The 24252-nt window shown below is 34.0% G+C and carries 17 protein-coding genes; 8 read left to right on the top strand and 9 right to left on the bottom strand.

All coding sequences use genetic code 11. From position 1 onward, the window contains the following. Positions 1-638: 638 nt before the first annotated feature. The 3 genes from DK442_RS09375 to DK442_RS09385 all read right to left on the bottom strand — a co-directional run bounded on the left by DK442_RS09375 (position 639) and on the right by DK442_RS09385 (position 5678). The gene (locus DK442_RS09375) at positions 639-995 is read right to left on the bottom strand and encodes a hypothetical protein (protein ID WP_109435603.1); all 357 of its coding nucleotides are present in this window, start codon (positions 993-995) and stop codon (positions 639-641) included. Between the two features lie 273 nt (positions 996-1268). Beyond that, positions 1269-3578, bottom strand: a complete 2310-nt coding sequence (locus DK442_RS09380; RefSeq protein ID WP_109435604.1) for an NADP-dependent malic enzyme — start codon at positions 3576-3578, stop codon at positions 1269-1271. A 312-nt stretch (positions 3579-3890) separates the two neighbouring features. Then, the gene (locus DK442_RS09385) at positions 3891-5678 is read right to left on the bottom strand and encodes a glycoside hydrolase family 15 protein (RefSeq protein WP_109435913.1); all 1788 of its coding nucleotides are present in this window, start codon (positions 5676-5678) and stop codon (positions 3891-3893) included. A 93-nt stretch (positions 5679-5771) separates the two neighbouring features. Here DK442_RS09385 and DK442_RS09390 point away from each other — a divergent pair, with 93 nt between their 5' ends. Next, positions 5772-7964 carry a bifunctional alpha,alpha-trehalose-phosphate synthase (UDP-forming)/trehalose-phosphatase gene (locus DK442_RS09390; protein ID WP_109435605.1) on the top strand — a complete coding sequence of 731 codons (2193 nt, stop codon included), beginning with the start codon at positions 5772-5774 and terminating at the stop codon, positions 7962-7964. Between the two features lie 93 nt (positions 7965-8057). On the opposite strand, the gene DK442_RS09395 is transcribed toward DK442_RS09390, so the two are convergent. The 3 genes from DK442_RS09395 to queG all read right to left on the bottom strand — a co-directional run bounded on the left by DK442_RS09395 (position 8058) and on the right by queG (position 12865). Further along, a complete protein-coding gene (locus DK442_RS09395) occupies positions 8058-10001 on the bottom strand; it encodes an alpha,alpha-trehalase (RefSeq protein WP_235010933.1) in 1944 nt (647 codons plus the stop codon). Between the two features lie 9 nt (positions 10002-10010). Further along, on the bottom strand, positions 10011-11729 hold the full coding sequence (locus tag DK442_RS09400; RefSeq protein WP_109435607.1) for a sodium:solute symporter: 1719 nt from the start codon (positions 11727-11729) through the stop codon (positions 10011-10013). 209 nt (positions 11730-11938) lie between these two features. Next, positions 11939-12865: a tRNA epoxyqueuosine(34) reductase QueG gene (queG, locus tag DK442_RS09405; protein ID WP_109435608.1), complete on the bottom strand. Its 927-nt coding sequence runs from the start codon at positions 12863-12865 to the stop codon at positions 11939-11941. Positions 12866-13025: 160 nt separating this feature from the next. Here queG and DK442_RS09410 point away from each other — a divergent pair, with 160 nt between their 5' ends. Continuing rightward, a complete protein-coding gene (locus tag DK442_RS09410) occupies positions 13026-13784 on the top strand; it encodes an RNA polymerase sigma factor (protein WP_109435609.1) in 759 nt (252 codons plus the stop codon). 16 nt (positions 13785-13800) lie between these two features. Here DK442_RS09410 and DK442_RS09415 read toward each other — a convergent pair whose 3' ends face one another. Together DK442_RS09415 and ruvB are read right to left on the bottom strand one after the other, a co-directional pair. Continuing rightward, positions 13801-15129 carry a cytochrome P450 gene (locus DK442_RS09415; RefSeq protein ID WP_109435610.1) on the bottom strand — a complete coding sequence of 443 codons (1329 nt, stop codon included), beginning with the start codon at positions 15127-15129 and terminating at the stop codon, positions 13801-13803. A 33-nt stretch (positions 15130-15162) separates the two neighbouring features. Further along, the gene (gene ruvB, locus DK442_RS09420) at positions 15163-16185 is read right to left on the bottom strand and encodes a Holliday junction branch migration DNA helicase RuvB (protein WP_109435611.1); all 1023 of its coding nucleotides are present in this window, start codon (positions 16183-16185) and stop codon (positions 15163-15165) included. A gap of 152 nt (positions 16186-16337) precedes the next feature. Between ruvB and DK442_RS09425 the strand changes: the two genes are divergently transcribed. Genes DK442_RS09425 through DK442_RS09450 form a run of 6 tightly spaced genes read left to right on the top strand, consistent with a single transcriptional unit; the run spans position 16338 to position 22352 of the window. Continuing rightward, entirely contained in the window at positions 16338-16982 is a 645-nt protein-coding gene (locus DK442_RS09425) for a GntR family transcriptional regulator (protein WP_160114104.1), read from the top strand. Next, positions 16975-18021: a tartrate dehydrogenase gene (locus tag DK442_RS09430; protein ID WP_109435914.1), complete on the top strand. Its 1047-nt coding sequence runs from the start codon at positions 16975-16977 to the stop codon at positions 18019-18021. Before DK442_RS09425 ends, DK442_RS09430 begins: the two co-directional genes overlap by 8 nt. Before the next feature lie 10 nt (positions 18022-18031). Beyond that, positions 18032-18670, top strand: a complete 639-nt coding sequence (locus DK442_RS09435) for a cyclase family protein (protein ID WP_109435613.1) — start codon at positions 18032-18034, stop codon at positions 18668-18670. Further along, complete coding sequence (locus DK442_RS09440; RefSeq protein WP_109435614.1) at positions 18667-20070, top strand: four-carbon acid sugar kinase family protein; 1404 nt, start codon at positions 18667-18669, stop codon at positions 20068-20070. The genes DK442_RS09435 and DK442_RS09440 overlap by 4 nt, the downstream gene beginning before the upstream one ends. Before the next feature lies 1 nt (position 20071). After that, a complete protein-coding gene (locus DK442_RS09445; RefSeq protein ID WP_109435615.1) occupies positions 20072-21331 on the top strand; it encodes an MFS transporter in 1260 nt (419 codons plus the stop codon). Beyond that, the gene (locus DK442_RS09450) at positions 21324-22352 is read left to right on the top strand and encodes a Gfo/Idh/MocA family protein (protein WP_109435616.1); all 1029 of its coding nucleotides are present in this window, start codon (positions 21324-21326) and stop codon (positions 22350-22352) included. The genes DK442_RS09445 and DK442_RS09450 overlap by 8 nt, the downstream gene beginning before the upstream one ends. Positions 22353-22406: 54 nt before the next feature. Here the strand turns inward: DK442_RS09450 and DK442_RS09455 are convergent, their stop codons facing one another. Next, positions 22407-24224, bottom strand: coding sequence for a cbb3-type cytochrome c oxidase subunit I (locus DK442_RS09455; protein WP_109435617.1), 1818 nt, complete (start codon positions 24222-24224; stop codon positions 22407-22409). Between the last annotated feature and the right edge of the window lie 28 nt (positions 24225-24252).

A 24252-nucleotide genomic window follows, 5' to 3' on the forward strand; every position in this document is an offset into this window, starting at 1 on the left:
GAGACTGCAAGAGTTAAAGTATTGTTAAAGTAAAAGATAGAGGTGAAGAAGTCGGGTGACGAGTGTTTGAAGAGTTTTGGAACCTGATAGATGGAAATTGGAAGATGAGGACATTAAAAAGGGCCGGAAACCTAATGACAGAAGTTAGAAGGGATGCTATATTTAGGCGATAAAATAGAATAAGTAATTGATGCTAAAGACTCAATTTTGAGCACTAGCCTTTCAAAGTTGAGTTACATAGGTTTACATTTGAGAGCTTCTTATAAAGCTATGAATCAAAAAGACGCTCCATTGGGTCTTTTTGATGAAATTTTAGATTTTTAGGGTTCAAATTTGGAATATCAATGTCCAAATTTGGATCTCTGATCTTCAAAATTGGACGTATAACACCCAATTTTGGGACACCAAAGTCTAAATTTGAATCTTATATCTCTAATCGAACGTATTTTTGACCTTCTCGTGCGTCTTTTTGATGAAGCGTTTAACGTTACTGATTAAACTTTTAACTTATTACATTGAAATTTTAACCTAGGGAGCTGAAAATTTAACCCAAAAGGTTGAATTTTTAACTCTTGGAGTTAATCCGAGGTTCTTTTTGGCCCTCTACCTCGTCTTTTTGACGAAAGTGTTTAATGCTACTATAAATTTTTAAATGTTTCTTCTATAGCTTGCATTTCTTTTTTAACCTGATTCATTCCTACTAACCCTCCTGACATTCCAGATGTTTCCCGGGATACAGTAACTTCTAGATGTTCTGCATTTTCTACTGTTTTTATCTGGAACTTGAAATATTGGATAAAAGCTCCCAATAAAATTCGTAATACTCGATTTCCCTTCTCATACATTCCGTTTGCATCATTTCCCTGAATTAGTGTATAACCATGAGATTGTAATAATTCATGTACTTTTTGAGTAAAAGCAACTTTGTCTATACCTGCATGTATATGAGTAAAATTCTTTTCTGTAGATTGTATTACTTCTTTCAATGTATTCATGATGTATTGTTTTAATACAATATTACTATGTAATTTATAAAAAATAGTTTCAACTTATAATCTGAAACTCAATTTTGGAACATCAAAGCCTAAATTTGGTCTTTATAGATCTAGTCGAAGGCCTTTTTGATCCTCTGGAAGATCTTTTGGGGTAAATCATCATTCCAGCATACGCCAGCATGACAAACCTAAATAAAAGAGATATTAAAAAAGCCAGAGTTCTTACTAAGAACTCTGGCTTAAAAAAATAATTAAATATATGTATCTTATATTCTAAATATCCTTAGACATTGCAGATAAATGCAAGTCTCTTTTTTCTTTCTCTTGCGCATCAATAACAGCTACTGCAGCCATATTAATCATTTCCTCTACACTTGCCCCCAACTGCAAAATATGTACCGGTTTACGCATACCCATCATAATAGGACCAATAGATTCTGCATTATTTAATTCACTTAATAGTTTATAATTACTATTTGCTGCATCCAAATTAGGAAACACCAGAGTATTTACTTTTTGCCCATTAAGCTTAGAAAACGGGAATTTATCTTTTCGCATTTTTCTATTCAGTGCAAAATTCATTTGTAATCCTCCATCAACAACCAGGTTCGGATAATATCGATGCAAATATGATACTGCATCCTGTACCTTTGAAGCATTATCATGTTTTGATGATCCAAAGTTGGCATAAGAAATCATAGCTACTACAGGTTTGATTCCGAACATCTCTACTGTTCTGGCTGTCATCTGTGCTATTTTAGCTAATTCTTTTGAAGAAGGATCTATATTAATAGAGGTATCACTTATAAATAATGGTCCTTTATCGGTCATCATAACATTCATTGTAGCAATACGAGTAGCTCCTTTTGCCAGCCCTATAAGATCTAGCATCGGTTTTACTACTGAAGCATAACTTCTAGAATATCCAGAAAGTAATGCATCGGCATCCCCTTCATTAACCATCATAGCAGCAAAATAATTACGCTCTCGCATTAATTTCTCTGCATCATATAATGTTATCCCCTTACGTTTATGGGTTTGCCAATATTTTTTGGCGTATGCATTTTTGCGATCATACTCTTCGTCTGCTTTAGGGTCGATAATAGTAATATCACTTGGATCAAAATCAATCTCTTTCATCAGTTCCAGAATAATATCTCTACGTCCCAATAAAATTGGAAAAGCAATACCCTCTTCTTTTACAGTTTGTGCAGCTTTTAAAACATCCAAGTGGTCTCCTTCTGTAAAGACAACTCGTTTTGGATTTGTTCTTGCTCTGTCGAGTAGTAATCTCACCAATTTATTATCATTACCCATACGCTCAAGCAACTCATTTTCATATTTCTCCCAATCTGTAATTGGCTCTGTTGCTATACCACTTTCTATTGCAGCTTTTGCAACTGCCGGAGGTACTTTTGCAATCAAACGTGGATCAAAGGGTTTCGGAATTATATACTCTCTTCCAAAGTTAAGACGTGTTTCTCCATAGGCAATATTTACTTGCTCAGGAACAGGTTCTTTGGCCAATTCTGCTAATGCTTTTACAGCTGCCATTTTCATTTCTTCATTGATTCCTGTTGCACGAACATCCAATGCTCCTCTAAAGATAAAAGGGAATCCCAAGACATTATTTACCTGGTTAGGATGATCGCTTCTTCCTGTAGCCATAATCACATCTTTACGAGCTTTTATAGCAAGATCATATTTTATTTCAGGATCTGGATTTGCCATTGCAAAAACAATTGGGTTATCTGCCATAGATACCAACATCTCTTGAGTCACAAGATTTGCCATTGACAGACCAATAAAGACATCTGCATCTTTCATAGCATCTTCTAATTCATTTAGATCTCTATCAGTTGCAAACTCTGCTTTCTCTTTGGTAAGATTATCGCGGTCTTTACGTATAACTCCTTTACTATCGGTCATTGCAATATTTTCTGCTTTTGCGCCGAAAGCTTTATAGAGCCTGGTGCAGGAAACTGCTGCAGCACCTGCTCCACTCACTACTATTTTTACGTCTTCGATTTTTTTACCTGCAATCTCTAAAGCATTAAGTAAAGCCGCAGCAGAAATTATTGCGGTACCATGCTGATCATCATGCATTACTGGTATATCTAACTCTTCTTTTAGTCTTCTTTCGATTTCAAAAGCTTCAGGAGCTTTAATATCTTCTAGGTTTATTCCTCCAAAGGTTGGTGCAATATTTTTTACCGTTTCAATAAAAGCATCCACATCTTTGGTGTCTACCTCAATATCAAATACATCAATATCTGCAAAGATTTTAAATAACAATCCTTTACCTTCCATTACTGGTTTAGAGGCCTCGGGACCAATATCTCCTAGTCCTAAAACCGCGGTTCCATTAGATATTACTGCAACCAGATTACCTTTTGCAGTATATCTATACGCATTAGAAATATCTTTTTCTATTTCTAAACAAGGTTCTGCAACACCTGGGGAATATGCCAATGCCAGATCTCTTTGAGTTGCATATTTTTTAGTAGGAACGACTTTTATTTTGCCGGGGGTGGGCTTTGCGTGATATACTAAAGCCTCTCTTCTTTTACTTTCGATACTCATACTAAATTTAGATAAATGTGCGAATACAATAAATTGTATTAAACTATTACATATACAAAGGTACAAGTCCGATTGAGATGCAGAAATTTATAGTGCTTAATCTTTCAAAAAATAACAAATAGAAAAAAGAAGTTGTTTTTTTAACGTATCTATTGCTAATTGTGCAACCATATACCTGTTTTCGTAAAAATTTCGTCAGGATATACACATTGGTTTAATTTATTTTTAAAAACAATCTATAACAATATCAATCAAATTATAGGTAAACAGAATATTCCTAATAGTTTGTATTCTTTAAGTTTACTTTTTTTATCACGAACACTTCTCATTAACTCCCATTTCAGAAAAATTAACAGCTGTCTCTATTAATGCCAGATGAGAATATGCTTGTGGAAAGTTACCTAATAAACGTTTGGTTTTGAAATCAATATCCTCGCTAAAAAGCCCCAGATGATTACTGTAAGAAAGTAATTGATCAAAAAGTTTTTTTGCTTTTTCCTCTTCTCCTATTTTAAACAGACTATTGATAAACCAAAAACTACAAATGGTGAAAGAGGAGGATGGCAATCCAAAGTCATCTTTATTTTTGTATCTATATAATAAGCCATCATTACACAATTCTTTTTCTGTTGCCTTTACCGTACTTATAAAACGTGGATCTTTTGCATCTATAAATCCATAAGATTCCATTAATAAAGTAGAAGCATCTAAATCACTAGACCCATAAGATTGCGTATATGCTTGTACTTCTTCATTCCAGGCATTTTCATAAATATCATTATAAATACGATCCCGAAGTGCTTTCCAACGTTTGTTCTTCCCTTTTTTATTAATAAGTTCACCAATTTTAATTGCTCTGTCAACAGCTACCCAACATAACAATTTAGAAAAAGTAAAATGTCGTTCTTCGGTTCTAAATTCCCAAATACCCTTATCTGGTTTTTCCCAATTTACATTTACAATATGTACAATACTTTTACTAATTGTCCATAAACTCTCGTTATCATCTACGGTACATTCAAACTTTACAAATTGCTGATAAATCACATTCATTAAAATTCCATAAATATCATTTTGTTTTTGATGAAATGCAGCATTTCCGATACGAACCGGACTAGAGTTTTTATATCCACTTAAATGATCTAATGTTTTTTCTGTAAGGTCTTTTTCTCCATTAATTCCATACATAATCTGTATTTTCTCATCCTTATCCGGTATGATATCAATGATAAACCTTAGAAAACGTTGTGCAACATTTTTATGTCCAAGATCTGAAATTACTTTAATAACCATAGAAGCATCTCGAATCCAACAAAAGCGATAATCCCAATTACGAACTTCGCCTATGGTTTCTGGCAATGAAGTAGTTGCAGCGGCTAATACAGCTCCAGATTTTTCATAACTCAATAACTTGAGCACAAGAGCACTTCTTAATATTTCATCATTATATTTTGCATACGTGGTTGTTTTTTCGCTCCAATTTAACCAATACACACGGGTTCGTTGTAATTTAAGATAACAGCGCTCTAAAGTTTGTTCCAGAATTTTTTCATGGTAACTAATCAGAAAATAAGCATGATCGGTTAATGTAATTTTTTCTCCGCTCAGTATGCCCTCCAAATCCAAATCTGAGTACAAATATAAGGTGTCATATTTATCCTTATTGGTAATACTTTTTATGTAATTTTCTGTTTTTTTTGAATACGTTTCTTCCTTTGCATATTCAAGCTTTGGATTATATTTTATTCTGAAAGTAGGTTTTCCGGCAATTAATTTGATATACCTTATAATATCTGCCGGATTATGATAACTCCCATCTTCATTTTGATATCTGGGCATAAAATCTATACTCTCAAAAATATCTGTTCCATTGTTGAACTCTGTGACCAGGATATTGGTTTTATGAATATACTTTTGTGATACTTTGTAATCATCAGAAACCAGGATTTCGAAAGAACCACCTTTTTGTTCATCTAAAATTTTTGCAAATACCGAAGAAGAATCAAAGTTAGGCAAGCAACACCAATCCAAAGATCCGGTTTTTGAAATTAGGGCTGCGCTTCTACAATTTCCAATAATTCCATAATCGAGATTATCCATAGGCTCAAAGTTCTTTTTAATTGCTGTTTTTAAATCCTTTTTTCCGAAATTTAGCAAAAAACAAAAACAAAAAACCAAATTTAAACACTGTTTATGAGTAAAACTATTATAATCTCAAATAGACTACCACTTCAATTAAGAATCGATAATAATTCTATTGAAACTACTCCCAGTGTTGGCGGATTAGCAACAGGTATGAAATCGGTACATTCTGGTAGTGATAGTATATGGATAGGCTGGAGCGGTCTTCCAGAAGAAAAACTAGATAAAAACTTAGAAGAATTAGTTGCTAATGCCTTAAAAAAACATCAATGTGTAGGGGTTCCTCTGACTGAATATGATATTGATAAATTTTATTTTGGTTTTAGCAATAACACCTTATGGCCATTATTCCATTATTTTATGGAATACACAGAGTTTGAAAAAGATACCTGGGACGCCTATTATGACGTAAATCAAAAATTTGCAGATGTTGTCATAGAAAATCTTAATGAAGGAGATACTATTTGGGTTCATGATTATCAATTATTGTTATTGCCAGAAATGATTCGAAAAAAGAAACCTAACGTTTCTATAGGATTCTTTTTACATATCCCTTTTCCATCATATGAAGTTTTTAGAACAATTCCTTACAGAAAAGAACTTCTCAAGGGTATGTTAGGGGCTGATCTTATTGGATTTCACACATACGATTATGAACGTCATTTTTTAAGTGCTACTCAACGTATATTAGGTCATGAAATTAATTTTAATAATGTACATCTTGATAATCGAATTGTAAAAGTTGATTCTTTTCCAATGGGTATTGATTATGAAAAATTTTACAATGCTGCCATAGATCACAACCAAAAGGAGAAAAAGGAAAAAACTGAAATTCAGCAAGAAATAGATAAACATTATAACGCAAAACTTATATTATCTATTGACAGGCTTGACTATACCAAAGGAATTGCAAACAGGTTGAGAGCTTTTGAGTATTTTTTGGAAAAATACCCTCAATTTAAAGGTAAAGCAAGATTGGTAATGCTTGCGGTTCCATCTCGATCTGACGTACCACAATATCAAATCTTAAAAAATGAAATTGACCAATTAGTAGGTCGTATTAACGGAAAGTTTGCAGAAGTTAGTTGGACACCTATCTGGTATTTCTATCGCTCAATGCCTTTTGAAAACCTGATCGACCTGTACACTTCTAGTGAAGTTGCTTTACTAACACCCATAAGAGATGGTATGAATTTGGTTGCCAAAGAATACGTAGCCTCTAGAGTAGATAAAAAAGGGGTGTTGATTTTGAGTGAAATGACAGGAGCTTCTAAAGAAATGAGTGAGGCTTTGATTATTAATCCAAATAATTTTGAAGAGATTGCAGACACCCTCAAGTTTGCTCTCGAAATGCCTGATGAAGAACAAATTAAAAGAAACACTGCTTTACAGAAACGACTAAAGAGATACAATGTCGAAAAATGGGCTAATGACTTTATGGAAGCATTAGAAAATACCAAAACCAATGCAAAAAAAATATTATTAAAAAAATTAACTCCCTCTATCAAAGACGCTATACTGTCTGATTTTTTAAACGCTAACAAAAAAATATTTTTCCTCGATTATGATGGAACATTAGCGCCTTTTGAAAAATTACCTGAAAATGCCAAACCAACTCAAAAAATATTTGATATCCTAGATGCTATTCATAAAGCTCCTAATACAAAATTAATTATCATAACGGGTAGAGACAAGGACACCTTTAACAGATGGTTTGGCCATAAAGACTACACACTAATTACAGAACATGGTGTTTGGCTTAAAGAAACAGAAAAAGATTGGGAACTACTTGAAAGAGTAACCAACAAATGGTTTGAGTCCATTTCGCCAGTATTAGAATCCTTTACAGATCGTACTCCTGGATCCTTGATAGAAGAAAAGAACTATTCTCTGGCTTGGCATTTTAGAAGTGTAGATCCAGATCTTGGTAAAAAAAGAGCTATGGAACTCAAAATGACTATCCAACATTTAATAGCAAATCACAATCTTGAAATTCTAGAAGGAGATAAGGTATTAGAAATTAAGGTAAGTGGCGTTGACAAGGGAAAATCTGCTGCAAAAATGTTAGTCGGACAAAACTATGATTTTATATTTGCTATAGGCGACGATTGGACCGATGAATATATGTTTAAAGAATTACCTGATTTGGCATATACGGTTAAAGTTGGTTTAAAGAAAACTGTTGCTCGATATTATGTCGAAGACACCAACCAGGTTCATGAACTTCTTAGTTCATTTAAGTAATATAAACTTAGCTCGTTGTGAATTTAGACTTTAAAAAATAACAAATAGAAAAAAGGACTATTATTTCTAACGTATCTATTACCAATCATGTAATCACATATTTGTTTTTGTAAAAATTTCGTCTGGATCTATGAGTTGATCTAGTTTATTTTTAAGATCTATTGGTAAAAGACTTAATCCTAGTTGATAAGAGGCGTTCATCCACCCAAAACCACTGGGAGTGATATAATCGAATTCTGTTCCTACATTACCATATTCTGCATATACCTTATGTGTAGCATCCACTACATCATATTTTTCGGGTATCGTACCATTATAATTTACTGCATTTTTGGTAATCGTCCATAACCAACGATATATTAGTTCTTGTGCTTCATTATCATATCCATAAGTCATCAATCCTTTCCAAAGTAGCATTTGATGTGGAGCCCACCCATTTGGATAGTCCCATTGCCTTTGTGGGGCATTAGGGTCATTTTTGTCTGTGATATCTGTAGTCCCCGAAATCCCTCCTTTTTGAACCAGATTTTCGAATAATCCTTCCAACAAAACAGATGCTTGCTTTTTACTACAGATTCCTGCCCATAATGGATAAAAATTGGTTGCAGACACCACAGGTACTTGCTTTTGGATTATAAAATCATAATCATAAAAAGAACCTTTTTCTTCATTCCACATCAATACATTCATCATTTTTTTTCGTTCTTCTGCTTTTAGTAACCAAATCGCTGATTCATATTTCGTTCCATTGACCTCAAAAGCATTATCAAACACGTTCTTTATAAGATATGCAATGTCAGTTTCATATTTATACAATAGGCTATTTAAGCCAACGGTATTTAAATTGGCGCATACTCCATCCAATCGATTAGATGTATCATGACCGCTTTCTCTCATCGAACGGTCATGAGTAAAATAGGAATCTAATTCTGTATCGATTAAATCTCGATTTCTATATTTTTCTTTAAATTCTTCTAGAGATAATTGATGTTTTTCTGCATACTTTTTTAGTTCAAAATCAAAATGACCTTCTTCTGTTTCTGGAGGCATTCCTATACCTTCTCCATAAAAACGATTAAGTCCTGTATTGGTTAACCTAATCCCTTTTTTCATCCAGACTGTTTCATATTCCTGAATGACCATTTTTAGGTTTTCGGCTATCCATTCTTTTGAAACTTTAGGGTTATTAAGATAGACCTCTTTAACCAAAGAACTAAAAAAAGGAGGCTGTGTACGAGTTAAGTAATAACTTCTGTTGGCATTAAGAATTTTCCCATAGTGTTTAATCTGGTAGGCAAAATTATCTGCCATAGCCATAGCCAAATCTGCCCTGCCATCAATTAACAATCCTATAGATTCAAAATAACTATCCCATCCATACATTTCATTAAACCTTCCTCCTGGCACTACAAAAGGTTTTCCTTTATACTCTTTATCAATTGCATCATGAGCAAGGTTAAGGATTCCTGGTTTTTGATTTATTTTGTTCACATATTCAGGCGTGATTTCTTCTGGAAGGATAACAACCTCCAGTTTTGAAAACTCTGTTGTAAGGGTATTAAAATATTTTGCAGCTGCAGTATCTCGATGTGGGATGTATAGTCGCAGTGTATCGGTAGTAGATTTTGTATCTTCTAAAACCTTTGCTAATCCTTGTTTATCAATAGATCGAGTTAGGTTATTCCAAAATCGAGTTTTGATTAATCTTGAAATACGATCTGTAGGCTTCTCAGTAATCTTATCGATATCAATGGATTCATCATCCCCGGTGATTGCTAGTTCTTGAAGAAGGTTTGACAATTCGTATGTCCCTTCTATTACAAAAGACACTCCTTTTTGGTTAACAAATTCAAATCTTTTAGGCCCTTTATCTTCTATAGTAATTTTCTTATCTCCATCAGTGTCTTCTTGTTTGATTAATTTTTCTAATAGAAAAGCATGATTTAGATATTCGGGTTTCTGTTCTTGTTGACAAGCCACCAAAATTACTATCACAAATAGCCCAAGTATATATCTGAATTTAATAGTATTCATCATCTTATTTTCTTACCAAAAAAAACCTACGACAATTGCTGTTAAGATCAAAAGAATAACTGATAATATCCTATAATTTTTATACCATGATATTCCGGCAAGTTCTTTTGATTCTTCTGCAAACATAGCTTTCTTGTATGTGTATTCTTTTATTTGTTGTTCTGATTGTGGTTTAGTGAATAAACTCACAATTACATGGATCAATATACAAATTACAAATAACCAAGTCGCCTTTGCCAGAAAGTGCAATTCATTGATTTCTGGTACCCAATCAAAAGACTGCGACAAAATCATAAATATGGCAAGGGAAAAACCTGTTAGTAAACTCACAATAGACCCTGTTCCATTTGCACGTTTCCAAAACAAACCAAGAATAAATGTAGACACTGCTGGTGGACAAGTATACGCAATTACTAATTGTAAATATGTCCATAGAGAATCACTGACACTTTCTATAAACGGAACCCAGGAAATTGCTAAAATCACAAGAATTATCGTTGTAACCTGACCAACCCTTACTAATTGCTTACTTGTTAAATCAGGTTTCATTTGTTTTACAAAATCCATAGTCACTAATGTAGAAGCCGAATTAAATGTTGCCGAAACAGATGACATCATCGCTGCCATTAAACCTGCAACTACCAATCCTAAAACTCCGACGGGTAACAACTGAAATAGTAATACAGGATAAGTTAGATTAGGGCAATCTGCAAGATTATTACAAATTTCACCATTGGTCAATTCATAATTAAGTCCTGTTATATCTAATGTACTAAATAAAAGCAGTGCTAAAACACCCGGGACTACCATAATAAAAATTACAGGTAATTTAAGTAACCCTGCAAAAAGGGCTCCCCATCGGCCATGATTTAGATCTTTGGCCCCCAATACACGTTGCACCATAAATTGATTATTTGCCCAGAAATAAAACCCTAATAAAGGAACACCAGTGAGTAATCCCCACCAAGGCATAAACTCATCATTAGCAGGTCTTACTAAACTAAATACTTCACTAGAATTTTTTGGTATAAATTTTCCTTCTGCTGCTCGATCTCCAAAATTAACATCCCCTGCTGATAACATAGTGTCGAGTTTCGCCATCATACCAGACCATCCTCCTCCTAATTGGTCAAAAGCAAAATACGTTAATAGACATGAACCCAAAATTAACAATATTGCCTGGATAACCTCTGTCTGGATTACAGAGTTTAACCCTCCGGGAATCGTATATGCAGCCGCAGCCACAGCAAGAATAATAAGGATCAATGTCGAATCCATTGATGGAAACAATAAGGTTAAAACAATTTTACCTACATATAATCCGGCAGCAGTATCTACTAAAATATTACCCACTACTGTTATAAAAGAAAAATAATATCTGGATCGACTATCATATCTCCTTTCTAAAAACTCTGGCATAGTATATACCCCTGATCTTAGATAAAAAGGTAAAAAGAATATGGCAAAAAATATCAGAACCACTACTGCATACCACTCATAATTATACACATTTATATTGGTTTGATATGCGTCTGAAGCGAGTCCAACTAATGTAGAACTCGAAATATTTGCTGAGAACAAAGCAATCCCTACAATAGGCCATGTCATCGTTCTACCTCCAAGGAAATAATCCTCAGAACTCCCTCTCTTGGATTTGGAAATCCCGTAAATAATAATACCGACTAAATATACTACGATTACCGCAATGTCGATATAAGATAATTCGTTCATGTGTGAAGTGTTTTATGCTAAATCAAAGAATATTTGTTTTCAAAGAATAAGATCTAGGGGGTACCTTAAAAACTAAAATTGTTTACTTTTTGTTAAATTATCTGATGAATATACAAGATAATTCAAAATTGGATACGATTTTGATATTCAAAATAGCCTCAACTCAAAATGCAAACGTTTGTATTATGAAATTTGTAATAAAAACTCTGTTAATCCTCTAAAAATCGAATGTTTCTTTGTAGCCCAGAGAACTTGGTTCTTTTTACTGCAGATTTCTGAAAAACTTTTGAAAATACTTCCTGAGTAATTTCTTGCCAATCTTTTTTGGTCATTTCTAACAACTCTGGTTTTGGATGAAACAAAGGTTCATTATGAGGTTTAGAGAAACGATTCCAAGGACATACATCCTGACATACATCACAGCCAAACATCCAATCATCAAATTGTCCCTTATAGCCATTAGGTATCTCTTCTTTTAATTCTATAGTAAAATAAGAAATGCATTTACTTCCATCTACTACATATGGCTCTACTATAGCTTGAGTAGGACATGCATCTATACAGGCTGTACACGTTCCGCAATGATCGGTAACCGGGGTATCATATTCTAATTCGAGATCGACGATTAATTCTGCAATAAAATAAAAAGAACCAACTTGTTGCGTAAGTAGGTTACTATTTTTACCAATCCATCCCAAACCACTTTTTGCCGCCCAGGCTTTATCCAAAACCGGAGCAGAATCTACAAAAGCACGCCCATAGACATCTCCTATTTCTTCCTGAATAAAAGATAGCAACTGTTTTAATTTGTCTTTTATTACAAAATGATAATCGGTACCATAGGCATATTTTGAAATTTTGGGAGCTTCTGAGTCTTGCTGTACTTCAGAAGGAAAATAATTAAGGAGTAAGGATATGACACTCTTAGCATCATCAACAAGTAGAGTCGGGTTCAGTCGTTTATCAAAATGATTCTCCATATACTGCATTTGGCCATGCATATTATTATTAAGCCATTGCTCTAACCTTGGAGCCTCTTGTTCAAGAAATTCTGCTTTAGAAACTCCACAAGATAAAAAACCAAGGCGTTTTGCCTCTGCTTTTATCAATTGAGTATGTTTGGCTTTAGAATTCAATTCGATAAAATATTATTACTGTGTTTTGCTAAAGTACAACGATTGCTCAATATAGATTAAAATTGATACTGCTATTATTTTCTAAAATCTATTACTTTTTTCTTTCTGCCAAAAAAGAAAAAATGTTTTTTATACCTTAGAGGAATACAAACTCCCCCTAATGAACCCATCGCTTATCCATATTTTAACTAACAGCAGTCCAAAAGAAATTAGTCGGTTGTATTTTTCTTATAAGAAAGCTTTCTTAAATTTTGGTAAGAAACATAAAACCGAGGCTGATATCGTAATTGATATTTATAAGGAAGCATTTGTTGTACTAAGAAAACATTGTATACAAGGAAAACTGAATCAAATCAAAGGCTCTATTAAGCCTTATTTATTTGGAATTGGCAAGACCATGTTATCTAACTACCAACAAGACAGCACTTCTCCTGATTTACAATTTTCTTCTACGGATAGCAAATTTGTGGAAGTAGAATTAGATGCACCTATTACATTATCTAAGGAACAAAAAGTTTTACATCAGTTTTTTGGCACACTTGGAGAGCGCTGTCAGGAAATATTAATATTATTTTATTATAGAGGTCTAGCTATAGAGGAGATTGCCGACAGACCAGGATATGAAAATATCACTGTAGTAAAAAACAAAAAATCACTTTGTACACAACAACTTAAAAATCTGAATGCAGCAGGTATAGAGAATGAAATTGAATTTCAGGGAAATCTTAAAAGAATAACTGAAGATCATGATTCACAAAATTTTCGATTATTACTTTCTGACATAGAATCTAAAGGTCCTATTCATGAAAAAAGAAAAAAGAAAATAAAATGGTGGCTCGTGTTAGCTTTAATACTTGTCATTATCACATTGGTATATTTCCTAAAATACCACACAGAGATTCTAAAACAAATAACATAAAGTCCCTTAAAAATACTTATCTGGAAGTAAAAGTTAAGGGGGCTTCCATTGGTTTTAATGTAATCAAAGGTTTTACTTCAATACTATCAAGACTGGTTTGAATTTTATATTTCCTGATCATACTACTTATTGCCAGAATCATTTCGTACATCGCAAAATTATTACCAATACACATCCGTGGCCCTAAGCCAAAAGGGAAATATTGATCAGAATACTCTTTTTTATCAACTTCTGGACTAAATCGCTCTGGATTAAAACTTTCTGGGTTTTCCCAAAAATTCATATGCCTGTGTATTTCAAAAAAAGAAATAAGCACGGTAGTTCCTTTTTTAAGAAAAAGATGATTATATGAATCGTCTTCTATGGCAACTCTATCAGAAAAATATGCAGGTGGATATAATCGCATTGCTTCTTCGATACATTGTTTTGTATATTGATACTTTGCAATCTGTTCTATTGGTGATTTATTTTCTTCATCTCCAGAAACCTCTTTGTATATTTTTTCTTGAATCTCAGGATGTTTTGCAAGCAACAGTAAGGTAAATGTTAAAGCATTAGAAGTAGTTTCATGACCTGCAGTAAACAATATCAGAATTTCATCAATTAATTGTTCATTACCCATTGCGGTTCCATCTTCGTATCGAGATGCTAACAACATATCTAACAGGTCATTGTATTCTACCTTAGACGCTCTTCTTTCTTCAATAATAGTATTGAGAATATCTCTGGATTCTCTTGTTAATGTAAGGGTATCTTTGACCTTTCCTGTAAGATAAAACCACCACCGTTTATAGGGTTGTCTTATTTCTTTGATGAGAAATTGTTGTGCAGCTTCTGTTATGTGTTGCAATCGAGATATGGTTTCTCCTTCATCGGTATAACTAAATAATGATTTTGCAACTACCTTAAATGCTAAATCACTCATTAAGGGAAAAACATCTAATTCTTTGTTAGGTTTTATTTTTAAAAGTTCTTCTCTAATTACTTCGGTAATTGTATCTATTAGAGTTTCTAATTTTTTCTTATGAAAAGCAGGTTGAATAAGTCTTCTTTGTTTCAGCCATTTTTCACCTTCAGCTGTCAATAGGCCTTCTCCTATATATTTAGCAAGATCTTTGGTTTGCAGTGATGACTTACTATATTTTCTATGTTGTTTCTGCAACATATGTTTAGCAAAACCTGCATCTCGTGTAAAAATTACAGATTTCCCGAATCCTAGTTTTACTTCAAAAACATCTCCATGTTTTTCAAAATTCTCATGATGAAAAGGAAGCGGATTCTTGAGAATACGATTGGCATTGTTAAGTACATTAAAAAAAGAAACTTTGGGGATATCGTTACCCATTACAAAATAATTTGTTTGGAAAAGTTAATACTATTAAAATAATCCACCTTGAATTCCGCCTTTTATGCGTCCAAGATGTTTATACGCTGCCTCTGTAACTTCTCTACCGCGCGGAGTACGCATAATAAACCCTTGCTGTATTAAAAAAGGTTCATATACTTCTTCTATAGTTTCTGCACTTTCACTAACAGCAGTAGCAAGAGTAGTTATACCTACCGGTCCCCCTTTGAACTTATCGATCAAAGTTGTCAAGATTTTATTATCCATCTCATCCAATCCATGTGCATCCACATTAAGTGCTTTTAAAGCGAATTTAGAAATTTCGATATCAATTTTTCCGTTTCCTTTGATTTGGGCAAAATCACGAACTCTACGTAATAAGGCATTTGCAATTCTAGGTGTACCTCGACTTCTCCCGGCAATCTCTATAGCAGCTTCCATAGAAATAGGCACATTAAGAATATGAGCACTTCTTTCTACTATAGTTGATAGTAATTCTGTAGTATAATATTGTAATCGAGATTGAATCCCGAAACGCGCTCTCATGGGAGCGGTTAGTAATCCTGATCTCGTTGTTGCTCCAACTAATGTAAATGGATTGAGATTAATCTGCACAGTCCTCGCATTTGGACCGCTTTCGATCATGATATCAATCTTATAATCTTCCATAGCAGAATATAAATACTCTTCTACTATAGGACTTAATCTATGAATTTCATCTATAAATAATACATCTCTATCATCAAGATTAGTCAACAATCCTGCTAAGTCTCCCGGCTTATCGAGTACTGGACCTGATGTCACTTTGATACCAACACTTAACTCATTAGCCAAAATATGTGCTAATGTAGTTTTTCCCAGACCTGGGGGACCATGAAATAAGGTATGGTCCAAAGCTTCATCTCTAAGGTTAGCTGCCTGTACAAAAATCTTAAGATTTTCTAATACCTGATCCTGTCCTGCAAAATCTTCAAATGCCAGTGGTCTTAACGCTCTCTCTATATCAAGGTCTTCGCCAGAAAAATGTTCATTTGTTGGATCGAGGTTTTCATTCATAAGATATATTCAAAAAAAGAAAAATAATAATAAATGTGAAATGATTTTTTTAAATCTCCACAAAGATAATAGAAAAAGTCCATCCGTTTCCGATCATCTAAATCCAAAATTAAATTGTAAATTGCATTTTGTATACAAAATACAAAATAATTGTGATAGAACACGCAGACCTTAGCAGACCGATTTATATACGGTTAAAAGAAATGATTCTTGATGGGGATCTAAAGCCCGGTGAAAAAATAATTCAGGAAAAAATTGCTGAAACTTTAGGAGTTAGCAGAACTCCTCTGATGAAAGCCTTACTCACCCTGGAAAACGAGTATTTGATTGAGAGTATTCCCAGAAGGGGAATGTTTGTAAAAACCAGAGACCTAAAAGAAATCATAGATGTATATATATGTAGGGAAGCTATCGAAGGTATGGCTGCTCGGTTATTAGCAACGTATAAGAACGATAATAACACTGATGCTTTAAAAAAGTGTTTTACGCCTTTTTTAGAAGATGAAAATATTGATTTTCAAACCTATACTAAAGCAGATGAAAATTTCCATAAGCTTCTCATTAAACTCACAGAAAATGCTCCTCTAGATAAAATTTACTTTTTCAGCAATATTCATGACAAGGTAATTGGGCATGGATTAGTACGTCCGCCAGAAGAAACCTTAGAAGAGCATTTTAAAATTATCACCGCTATCGAACAAGGAAATCCTGATGATGCAGAACGATATGCCAGGGAGCACATTAGAAAATCGAGAGAATTATTAATTGACCAATATAAAAACCATAAAAGTGAATAATTATAATATTGCAGTTGTACCAGGAGATGGTATAGGAAATGAAATTGTCCCAGAAGGAATAAAAGTTCTTGAGGCAGTAGCCCAAAAACATGGTTTTACTATTTCGACAACACATTTTGATTGGGGAGCCGGATACTATATCAAAAATGGAGAGTTTTTACCAAAAGATGGCTTAGATACTCTCAAACAATTTGATGCTATTTATTTTGGATCTGTAGGTTTACCCGAGGTTGATGATACACTTCCTGCCAAAGATTATACGTTCAAAGTACGTACACATTTTGATCAATACGTTAACTACAGACCAGTACGCACTTACCCTGGCGTACAACGTCCTCTTAGAAGTGAAAAACATATTGATTTTGTTATCATTAGAGAAAATACAGAAGGGGAATTTGTACAGGTCGGAGATCAGTATCTCCCTGATTCTGAAAACGGAATGGGAGTGGATACTAGTATTTTTACAAGAAAAGGGATCGAAAGGATTGCTCATTATGCCTTTAAACTTGCTCGTACCCGAAGAAAAAAAGTAACTCATATCACAAAATCTAATACATTGATTAATAGTCTAACCTATTGGGATAGAGTTATTAAAGAAGTCGCACAGCAATATCCTGATATAGAGCATGATCAAATGTATATCGATAATTCTACTGCTAACTTTGTTTTAAAACCAGAAATTTTTGATGTGGTATTGACTACCAATCTTTTTGGAGATATTCTTAGTGATCTTGGCGGAGCCGTTATGGGTAGTCTCGGACTTGGAGGTAGTGGAAATATTAATCCCGAAAAAGAGTTCCCATCTATGTTTGAACCTATTCATGGATCTGCACCTGACATTGCTGGTAAAAATATTGCAAATCCATATGGTCAAATATGGTCTGGCGCTTTATTATTAGAGCACTTAGGAGAAACAAAAGCTGCCAATAATATTATGCAGGCTATTGACACATCCACTCAACAAGGTATACTCACTGTTGATTTAGGAGGTAATGCCAGTACTTCTGATGTAGCAGATGCGGTAATCAAAAATCTTTAATAGGTTTTGTATGAAAAACATCGTTGATCTTACGCTTACCTATACAAATCAGATAAATGGTTTCTCAAAAAAAACTAGCAAAACTATCCAAAAAGATGGTTGGAATGCCAGTACTCTTACTTTCTATTCTCATTGCGGTACTCATATGGATGCCCCAATTCATTTTAATGTAAGTAATCAAACTATTGATCAAATTCCGGTTTCTGATTTTGTAGGTAGAGCTTGGGTCATTGATCTACGTCATATTGGTTCCAGAGGGTTAATCAATCCAACACATATCCCCGCGGATATTCAAAAAAAAATCATTGAAGGAGATAGTCTAATTCTATGGACAAATTGGTCACTACAAATCAACACCTCTGCTTATCGAAATGAATTACCTAGAATAAGTGAGCGGTTTGCTATATGGTGTTTAGAAAAAAAAATAAAAATGATTGGTGTTGAACCTCCTTCTGTAGCTGATGTAAATAATCTGGAAGAAGTTACCAAAATCCACCAAATCCTATTAAAAGGAGTTGTTATTATAGAAGGGCTTACGAATATTAACAAGCTACAATCTAACTGTGTAGAGTTAATCGCATTACCGATAAAAATAATTGATGGAGATGGTGCTCCTGCCAGAGTAATTGCTATAGAAAAATACGAGTGACTTTACTATTATCTGACATATTAAAATCATTACCTCCTGTAGATCAAACCGAATACAGAAAGCTTAATCACGAACTTTTTAAAAAGCAGAACCATACTTGTATTATTATTGATGATGATCCCACTGGAAATCAAACCGTATATGACATCCCATTATTAGCGCAATGGGATCAAGACACCTTGATACAAGAATTTAAAAAACAAACTCCCGTATTCTTTTTACTAACGAATTCCAGGAGTTTACCACAAGCCAAGGTCTCAATCATATATCAGGAAATTTCAAAAAATATCCTTGTCGCTTCGACAATGACAAATCGAGAATATACTATAATTAGTCGCAGCGATTCTACTTTGAGAGGACATTTTCCCGTAGAAACGAATACCATAAAACAAGCAAGTAATCTAGACAAAGTAATTCTAGTTTTTATCCCGGTGATGTTTGAAGGAGGAAGAGTTACCGTGAATGATATCCATTATATTTCCGATAAAGAAACTTTAATTCCTGTAGATAAAACTCCATTTGCTCAAGATCACTCTTTTGGATATACTAAAGCCAACCTTAGTGAATGGATAGAGGAAAAAACTGAAGGGCAAGTAAGTGCTTCTAAAGTATTTTCATTTTCTATTGAGAATATAAGAACACATAGTGTGCAATTATTATCTAAGCAAGTACAAGCTCTCACTCCCAGCAGTTACTGCATTGTAAATGCAATTAACTATCATGATCTCGACAAAATAACACATGCTCTATTATTAGCAGAAAAGTCTGGCAAAAAAATATTGTATCGTACTTCTAGTTCGTTTATTCCTTCTTACATTGGAATTACACCTAAAAAACTACTAACCACAGAGGATCTTATTCCTAAAAATGTTAAAAGCGGTGGTTTAATTATAGTAGGATCATATGTTCCTAAATCCTCAGCTCAGCTTAATTACCTTTTAAAGTACTTTGATAACAATAATACCATAGAGGTTAATGTCGAGAAAATACTTAATGATAATGCTTTATCATATCTTAATGTTATCAGTAAACAAATAGAGGAAAAACTAAATTCTGGTAAAGATGTAGTTCTCTATACCAGCAGAAAATTAATTACCGGATCTGATATTGACGATAATTTAAATATAGGCTCTAAAGTTTCTGAGGCTTTAGTAAAGATCATCAAAGGAATTAGTGTTTCCCCAAAATATATCTTGGCAAAAGGAGGTATTACCTCTCACGATCTAGCAATAAAAGGATTAAGAATGCGACGATCAAAAGTTATGGGGCAAATAGCTCCCGGAGTTCCTGTATGGGAAATGGGTGCAAGAACCATGTTTCCTAAACTACCTTATATTGTTTTTCCCGGGAATGTAGGAGATGACAAATTATTATATACTATAACACAAAAACTATCTTGATATGGGTACATCTTTCAAAAGATATGGTTTTTTTGCCGGTTCTTTTTTAATAACATTACTGTTGTATGTTGATAGAGTATGCATATCTACAGCAAAAGACGCTATTGGTAACGATTTAAGTCTTTCTGATACAGAAATGGGTTGGGTTTTAGGAGCTTTTGCTCTGGGTTATGCATTATTTCAAGTTCCCGGAGGTGCGTTAGGAGATACATATGGCGTTCGAAAAGTAATGGCGAGTATCATGATACTTTGGTCATTATTCACTTCTCTAACCGGAGCTGCCTGGAATTATCTCTCTCTCTTATTCTTTAGATTCATATTTGGTGCAGGGGAAGCAGGAGCTTTCCCTAATATTTCAAGAGCAGCATTCTCTTGGGTACCTCTTAAAGAAAGAGGAATATTTCAAGGAATTAATTTTTCAGGATCACGCTTGGGCGCTGCATTTGCTTTACCCTTGGTTGCCTATTTAATTGAGGCCTGGGGATGGAGATATATCTTTTATTTCTTTGGACTCATTGGGATTATATTTGCTGTCATATTCTACTTTGTATTTAGAAACAAGCCTGAAGATCATCCTGCATTATCTGATGAGGAGAAACAATTCATTATCCAAAATCGACAACAAAAGACTGATCCCAAAAAAAGTAAAGGCATAAGAATTGGAACAATTTTAAGTTCGAGCAATGTGCTATTGGCTATGGGTCAATACATAGGCAGTAATTTTATTTTCTTTTTTATGCTAACATGGTTATTTCCATATATAAAGCAAAAATATCAACTTAATTTGATTGATACAGGATTCTATGCAATGCTTCCTTTATTAGCTGGAGCCTTTGGCAATTGGGTTTCTGGTTATATGGTAGATATTATTTATAGAGAAGGAAAATGGAAGCTTTCCAGAAGAATCCCAGCAATTATAGGTTTTAGTTTTGTCATTATCGGAATCATTTCCAGCCTATATATGAATACAGCTCTAGGAGCCGTTCTATGCCTATCTATTGCCATTTTTGGAGCGGACATGACACTTAGCCCATCCTGGTCTTTTTGCATGGATATAGGCCAAGAAAACTCAGGTAAAGTATCCGGAATGATGAATATGGCAGGAAATTTAGGGGCCTTTACCACGGCACTTGCTTTTCCTTATATGCAAAAATGGACAGGATCAGACGAACCTTTCTTTTACCTCGCAGCAATACTTGCAGGTATAGCAATTATACTCTGGTTGTTTATGAACCCCAATAAAAAATTAATAGATGATTAAGAAGTTAAAAGGCGTAGTCATTGGAGCAGGTTATTTTAGTAAGTTTCAATATGAAGCCTGGACACGAATACCTGAAGTAGAAATTACTGCGCTTTGTAATTCTGATGTAGATAGAGCCACTATCATCATGAATAGTTATGGCATTAAAAAACACTATACCGATTACAAAGAAATGATTCTAAAAGAAAAACCAGATTTTGTAGATATCATTACTCCTCCAGAGACACATTATGAAATGTGTGTATTTGCTGCCGATCAAGGTGTGCATATCATATGTCAAAAACCTTTAGCACCGTCCTATGAGGAATCCAAAAAAATCGTAGATCACGTACAGAAAAAAGGAGTTCGTTTTGTAGTACATGAAAATTTTCGTTTCCAACCCTGGCATAGAGAAATCAAAAAAATCATAGATCAAGGTGAACTCGGAGATTTATTTAATTTGAATTTTAGGTCCCGTATGGGTGATGGTTGGGGAAAAGATGCTTACCTGGCAAGGCAACCTTATTTTAGAGATTATGAAAAGTTACTTATTTATGAGACAGGAGTTCATTACATAGACACTTTCAGATATCATGCTGGTGAAGTTAAAAGTGTATACGCAATCCTCAAAAAACTAAATCCTGTGATTAAAGGAGAAGATGCTGCTATGATGATTTTAAATTTTGAAAATGATGCCCATGCCGTTTGGGATGCAAATCGATATAACGAGAATAACTTTATAAAATCCAGATATACATTCGGAGAATATCTGATTGACGGGTCAAAAGGTTCTCTTCGTCTATACTCGAATGGAAAAATAACAGTACAAAAACTAGGTGATATAGAAAAAGAACATTTCTATGTTCATAATGATGTTGGATTTGCTGGAGATTGTTGTTATATTTTTCAAAGAGATTGTATTGACAAGTTTATATCAGGAAAGCCCTTTGAAACTAATGGACAGAATTATCTTAAAACATTACAGATACAAGATGCTGTATATGAATCTTCCAAAATGAACGCTTCTATTACAATAAGATAAAAAAACCCTTTCAAAATTTTGAAAGGGCTTCATTATATTTTTTAAACATCATTATTAGTGATGCATTTCTTCCTCTCCTTCTTGAAGTGGAACAATCTGAGATACGAAATCCTGACCTGCGATCACATATTCGCCATCCTCTCTAGTTTTACTATAGTCATATGCCCATCTATGAACAGAAGGTATTTCTCCTGGCCAGTTACCGTGCATATGTTCTACTGGAGTAGTCCATTCTAACGTATTTGATCTCCAAGGATTTTGTACAGCTTTCTTACCATAAAATATCGAAACAATAAAGTTATATAAGAATACTAATTGAGCTGCAGCAGTAATAATTGCAAAAACAGTAATTAATACATTAGTATCTGCTAAATCATCAAAATATGGGAAATTCGAATTTGTATAATAACGACGTGGTAATCCTGCCATACCTATAAAGTGCATCGGAAAGAATACCCCATACGCTCCTATCGCAGTTACCCAAAAATGAACGTACCCAAGGTTTTTATTCATCATCTTACCATACATCTTAGGGAACCAGTGATATACCCCTGCAAATAATCCATAAAGTGCAGAAATACCCATTACCAAGTGGAAATGCGCTACCACAAAATACGTATCATGTACATTGATATCTAATGTACTATCTCCAAGAATAATACCCGTTAGACCCCCTGTTATAAATGTAGATACCAATCCAATAGAAAATAACATTGCAGGATTAAGCTGTAGATTACCTTTCCATAAAGTGGTGATATAATTAAATGCTTTCACCGCAGAAGGTATAGCAATCAATAACGTAGTAAATGTAAATACCGAACCTAAGAAAGGATTCATTCCTGAAATAAACATATGGTGACCCCAAACTATGGTTGACAAAAATGCAATTGCCAGAATAGAAGCAACCATTGCTCTATAACCAAATATAGGCTTACGTGCATTTGTAGCAATTATTTCTGAGGTGATCCCTAATGCAGGCAATAATACAATATATACTTCTGGATGTCCCAAGAACCAAAATAAGTGTTCAAAAAGAACCGGTGAACCACCTTGGTTATGCAACACTTCTCCCTGGATATAGATATCACTTAAGAAAAACGAAGTTCCAAAACTTCTATCCATAATCAAAAGTAATGCTGCAGATAATAATACAGGGAAAGAAACAATACCAATAATTGCTGTAACAAAAAATGCCCAAATCGTTAATGGTAAACGAGTCATTGACATTCCTTTCGTTCTTAAGTTAATTACAGTCACTACATAATTCAAAGAACCAAGCAATGAGGAAGCAATAAATATTGCCATAGAAACTAACCAAAGGGTCATACCCATTCCCGAACCACCAATTGCCTGTGGCAATGCACTTAAAGGAGGATAAATTGTCCAACCAGCTGATGCTGGTCCTGCCTCAGCAAATAAAGACAATACCATGATTACACTACTTAAGAAGAACAACCAATACGATATCATATTTAAAAACCCTGAAGCCATATCACGTGCTCCAATCTGCAAAGGAATAAGTAAGTTACTAAATGTACCACTAAGTCCTGCTGTTAATACAAAGAATACCATTATTGTACCATGAATGGTTACTAATGCCAAATAGATTCCTGGATCCATTACACCATCTGCACCAAACTTATCACCTAACAGCACCTCAAAAATTGTAAATTTATGATCTGGCCATGCTAATTGCATTCTAAACAAAATAGACATTGCAATACCAATAATACCCATTATCAAACCAGTAATTAAATACTGCTTAGAGATCATTTTATGATCTTGACTAAAAATATATTTGGTAATAAATGTCTCTTTATGATGTCCGTGATCGTCGTGGGCATGATCATCTGCGTGTGCTATTGCTGACATATCGCTATTCTTTTTTAATATAATATAT

Origin of the sequence: Aquimarina sp. AU119, assembly GCF_900312735.1 — a bacterium.
Taxonomy (GTDB): Bacteria; Bacteroidota; Bacteroidia; order Flavobacteriales; family Flavobacteriaceae; genus Aquimarina; species Aquimarina algiphila.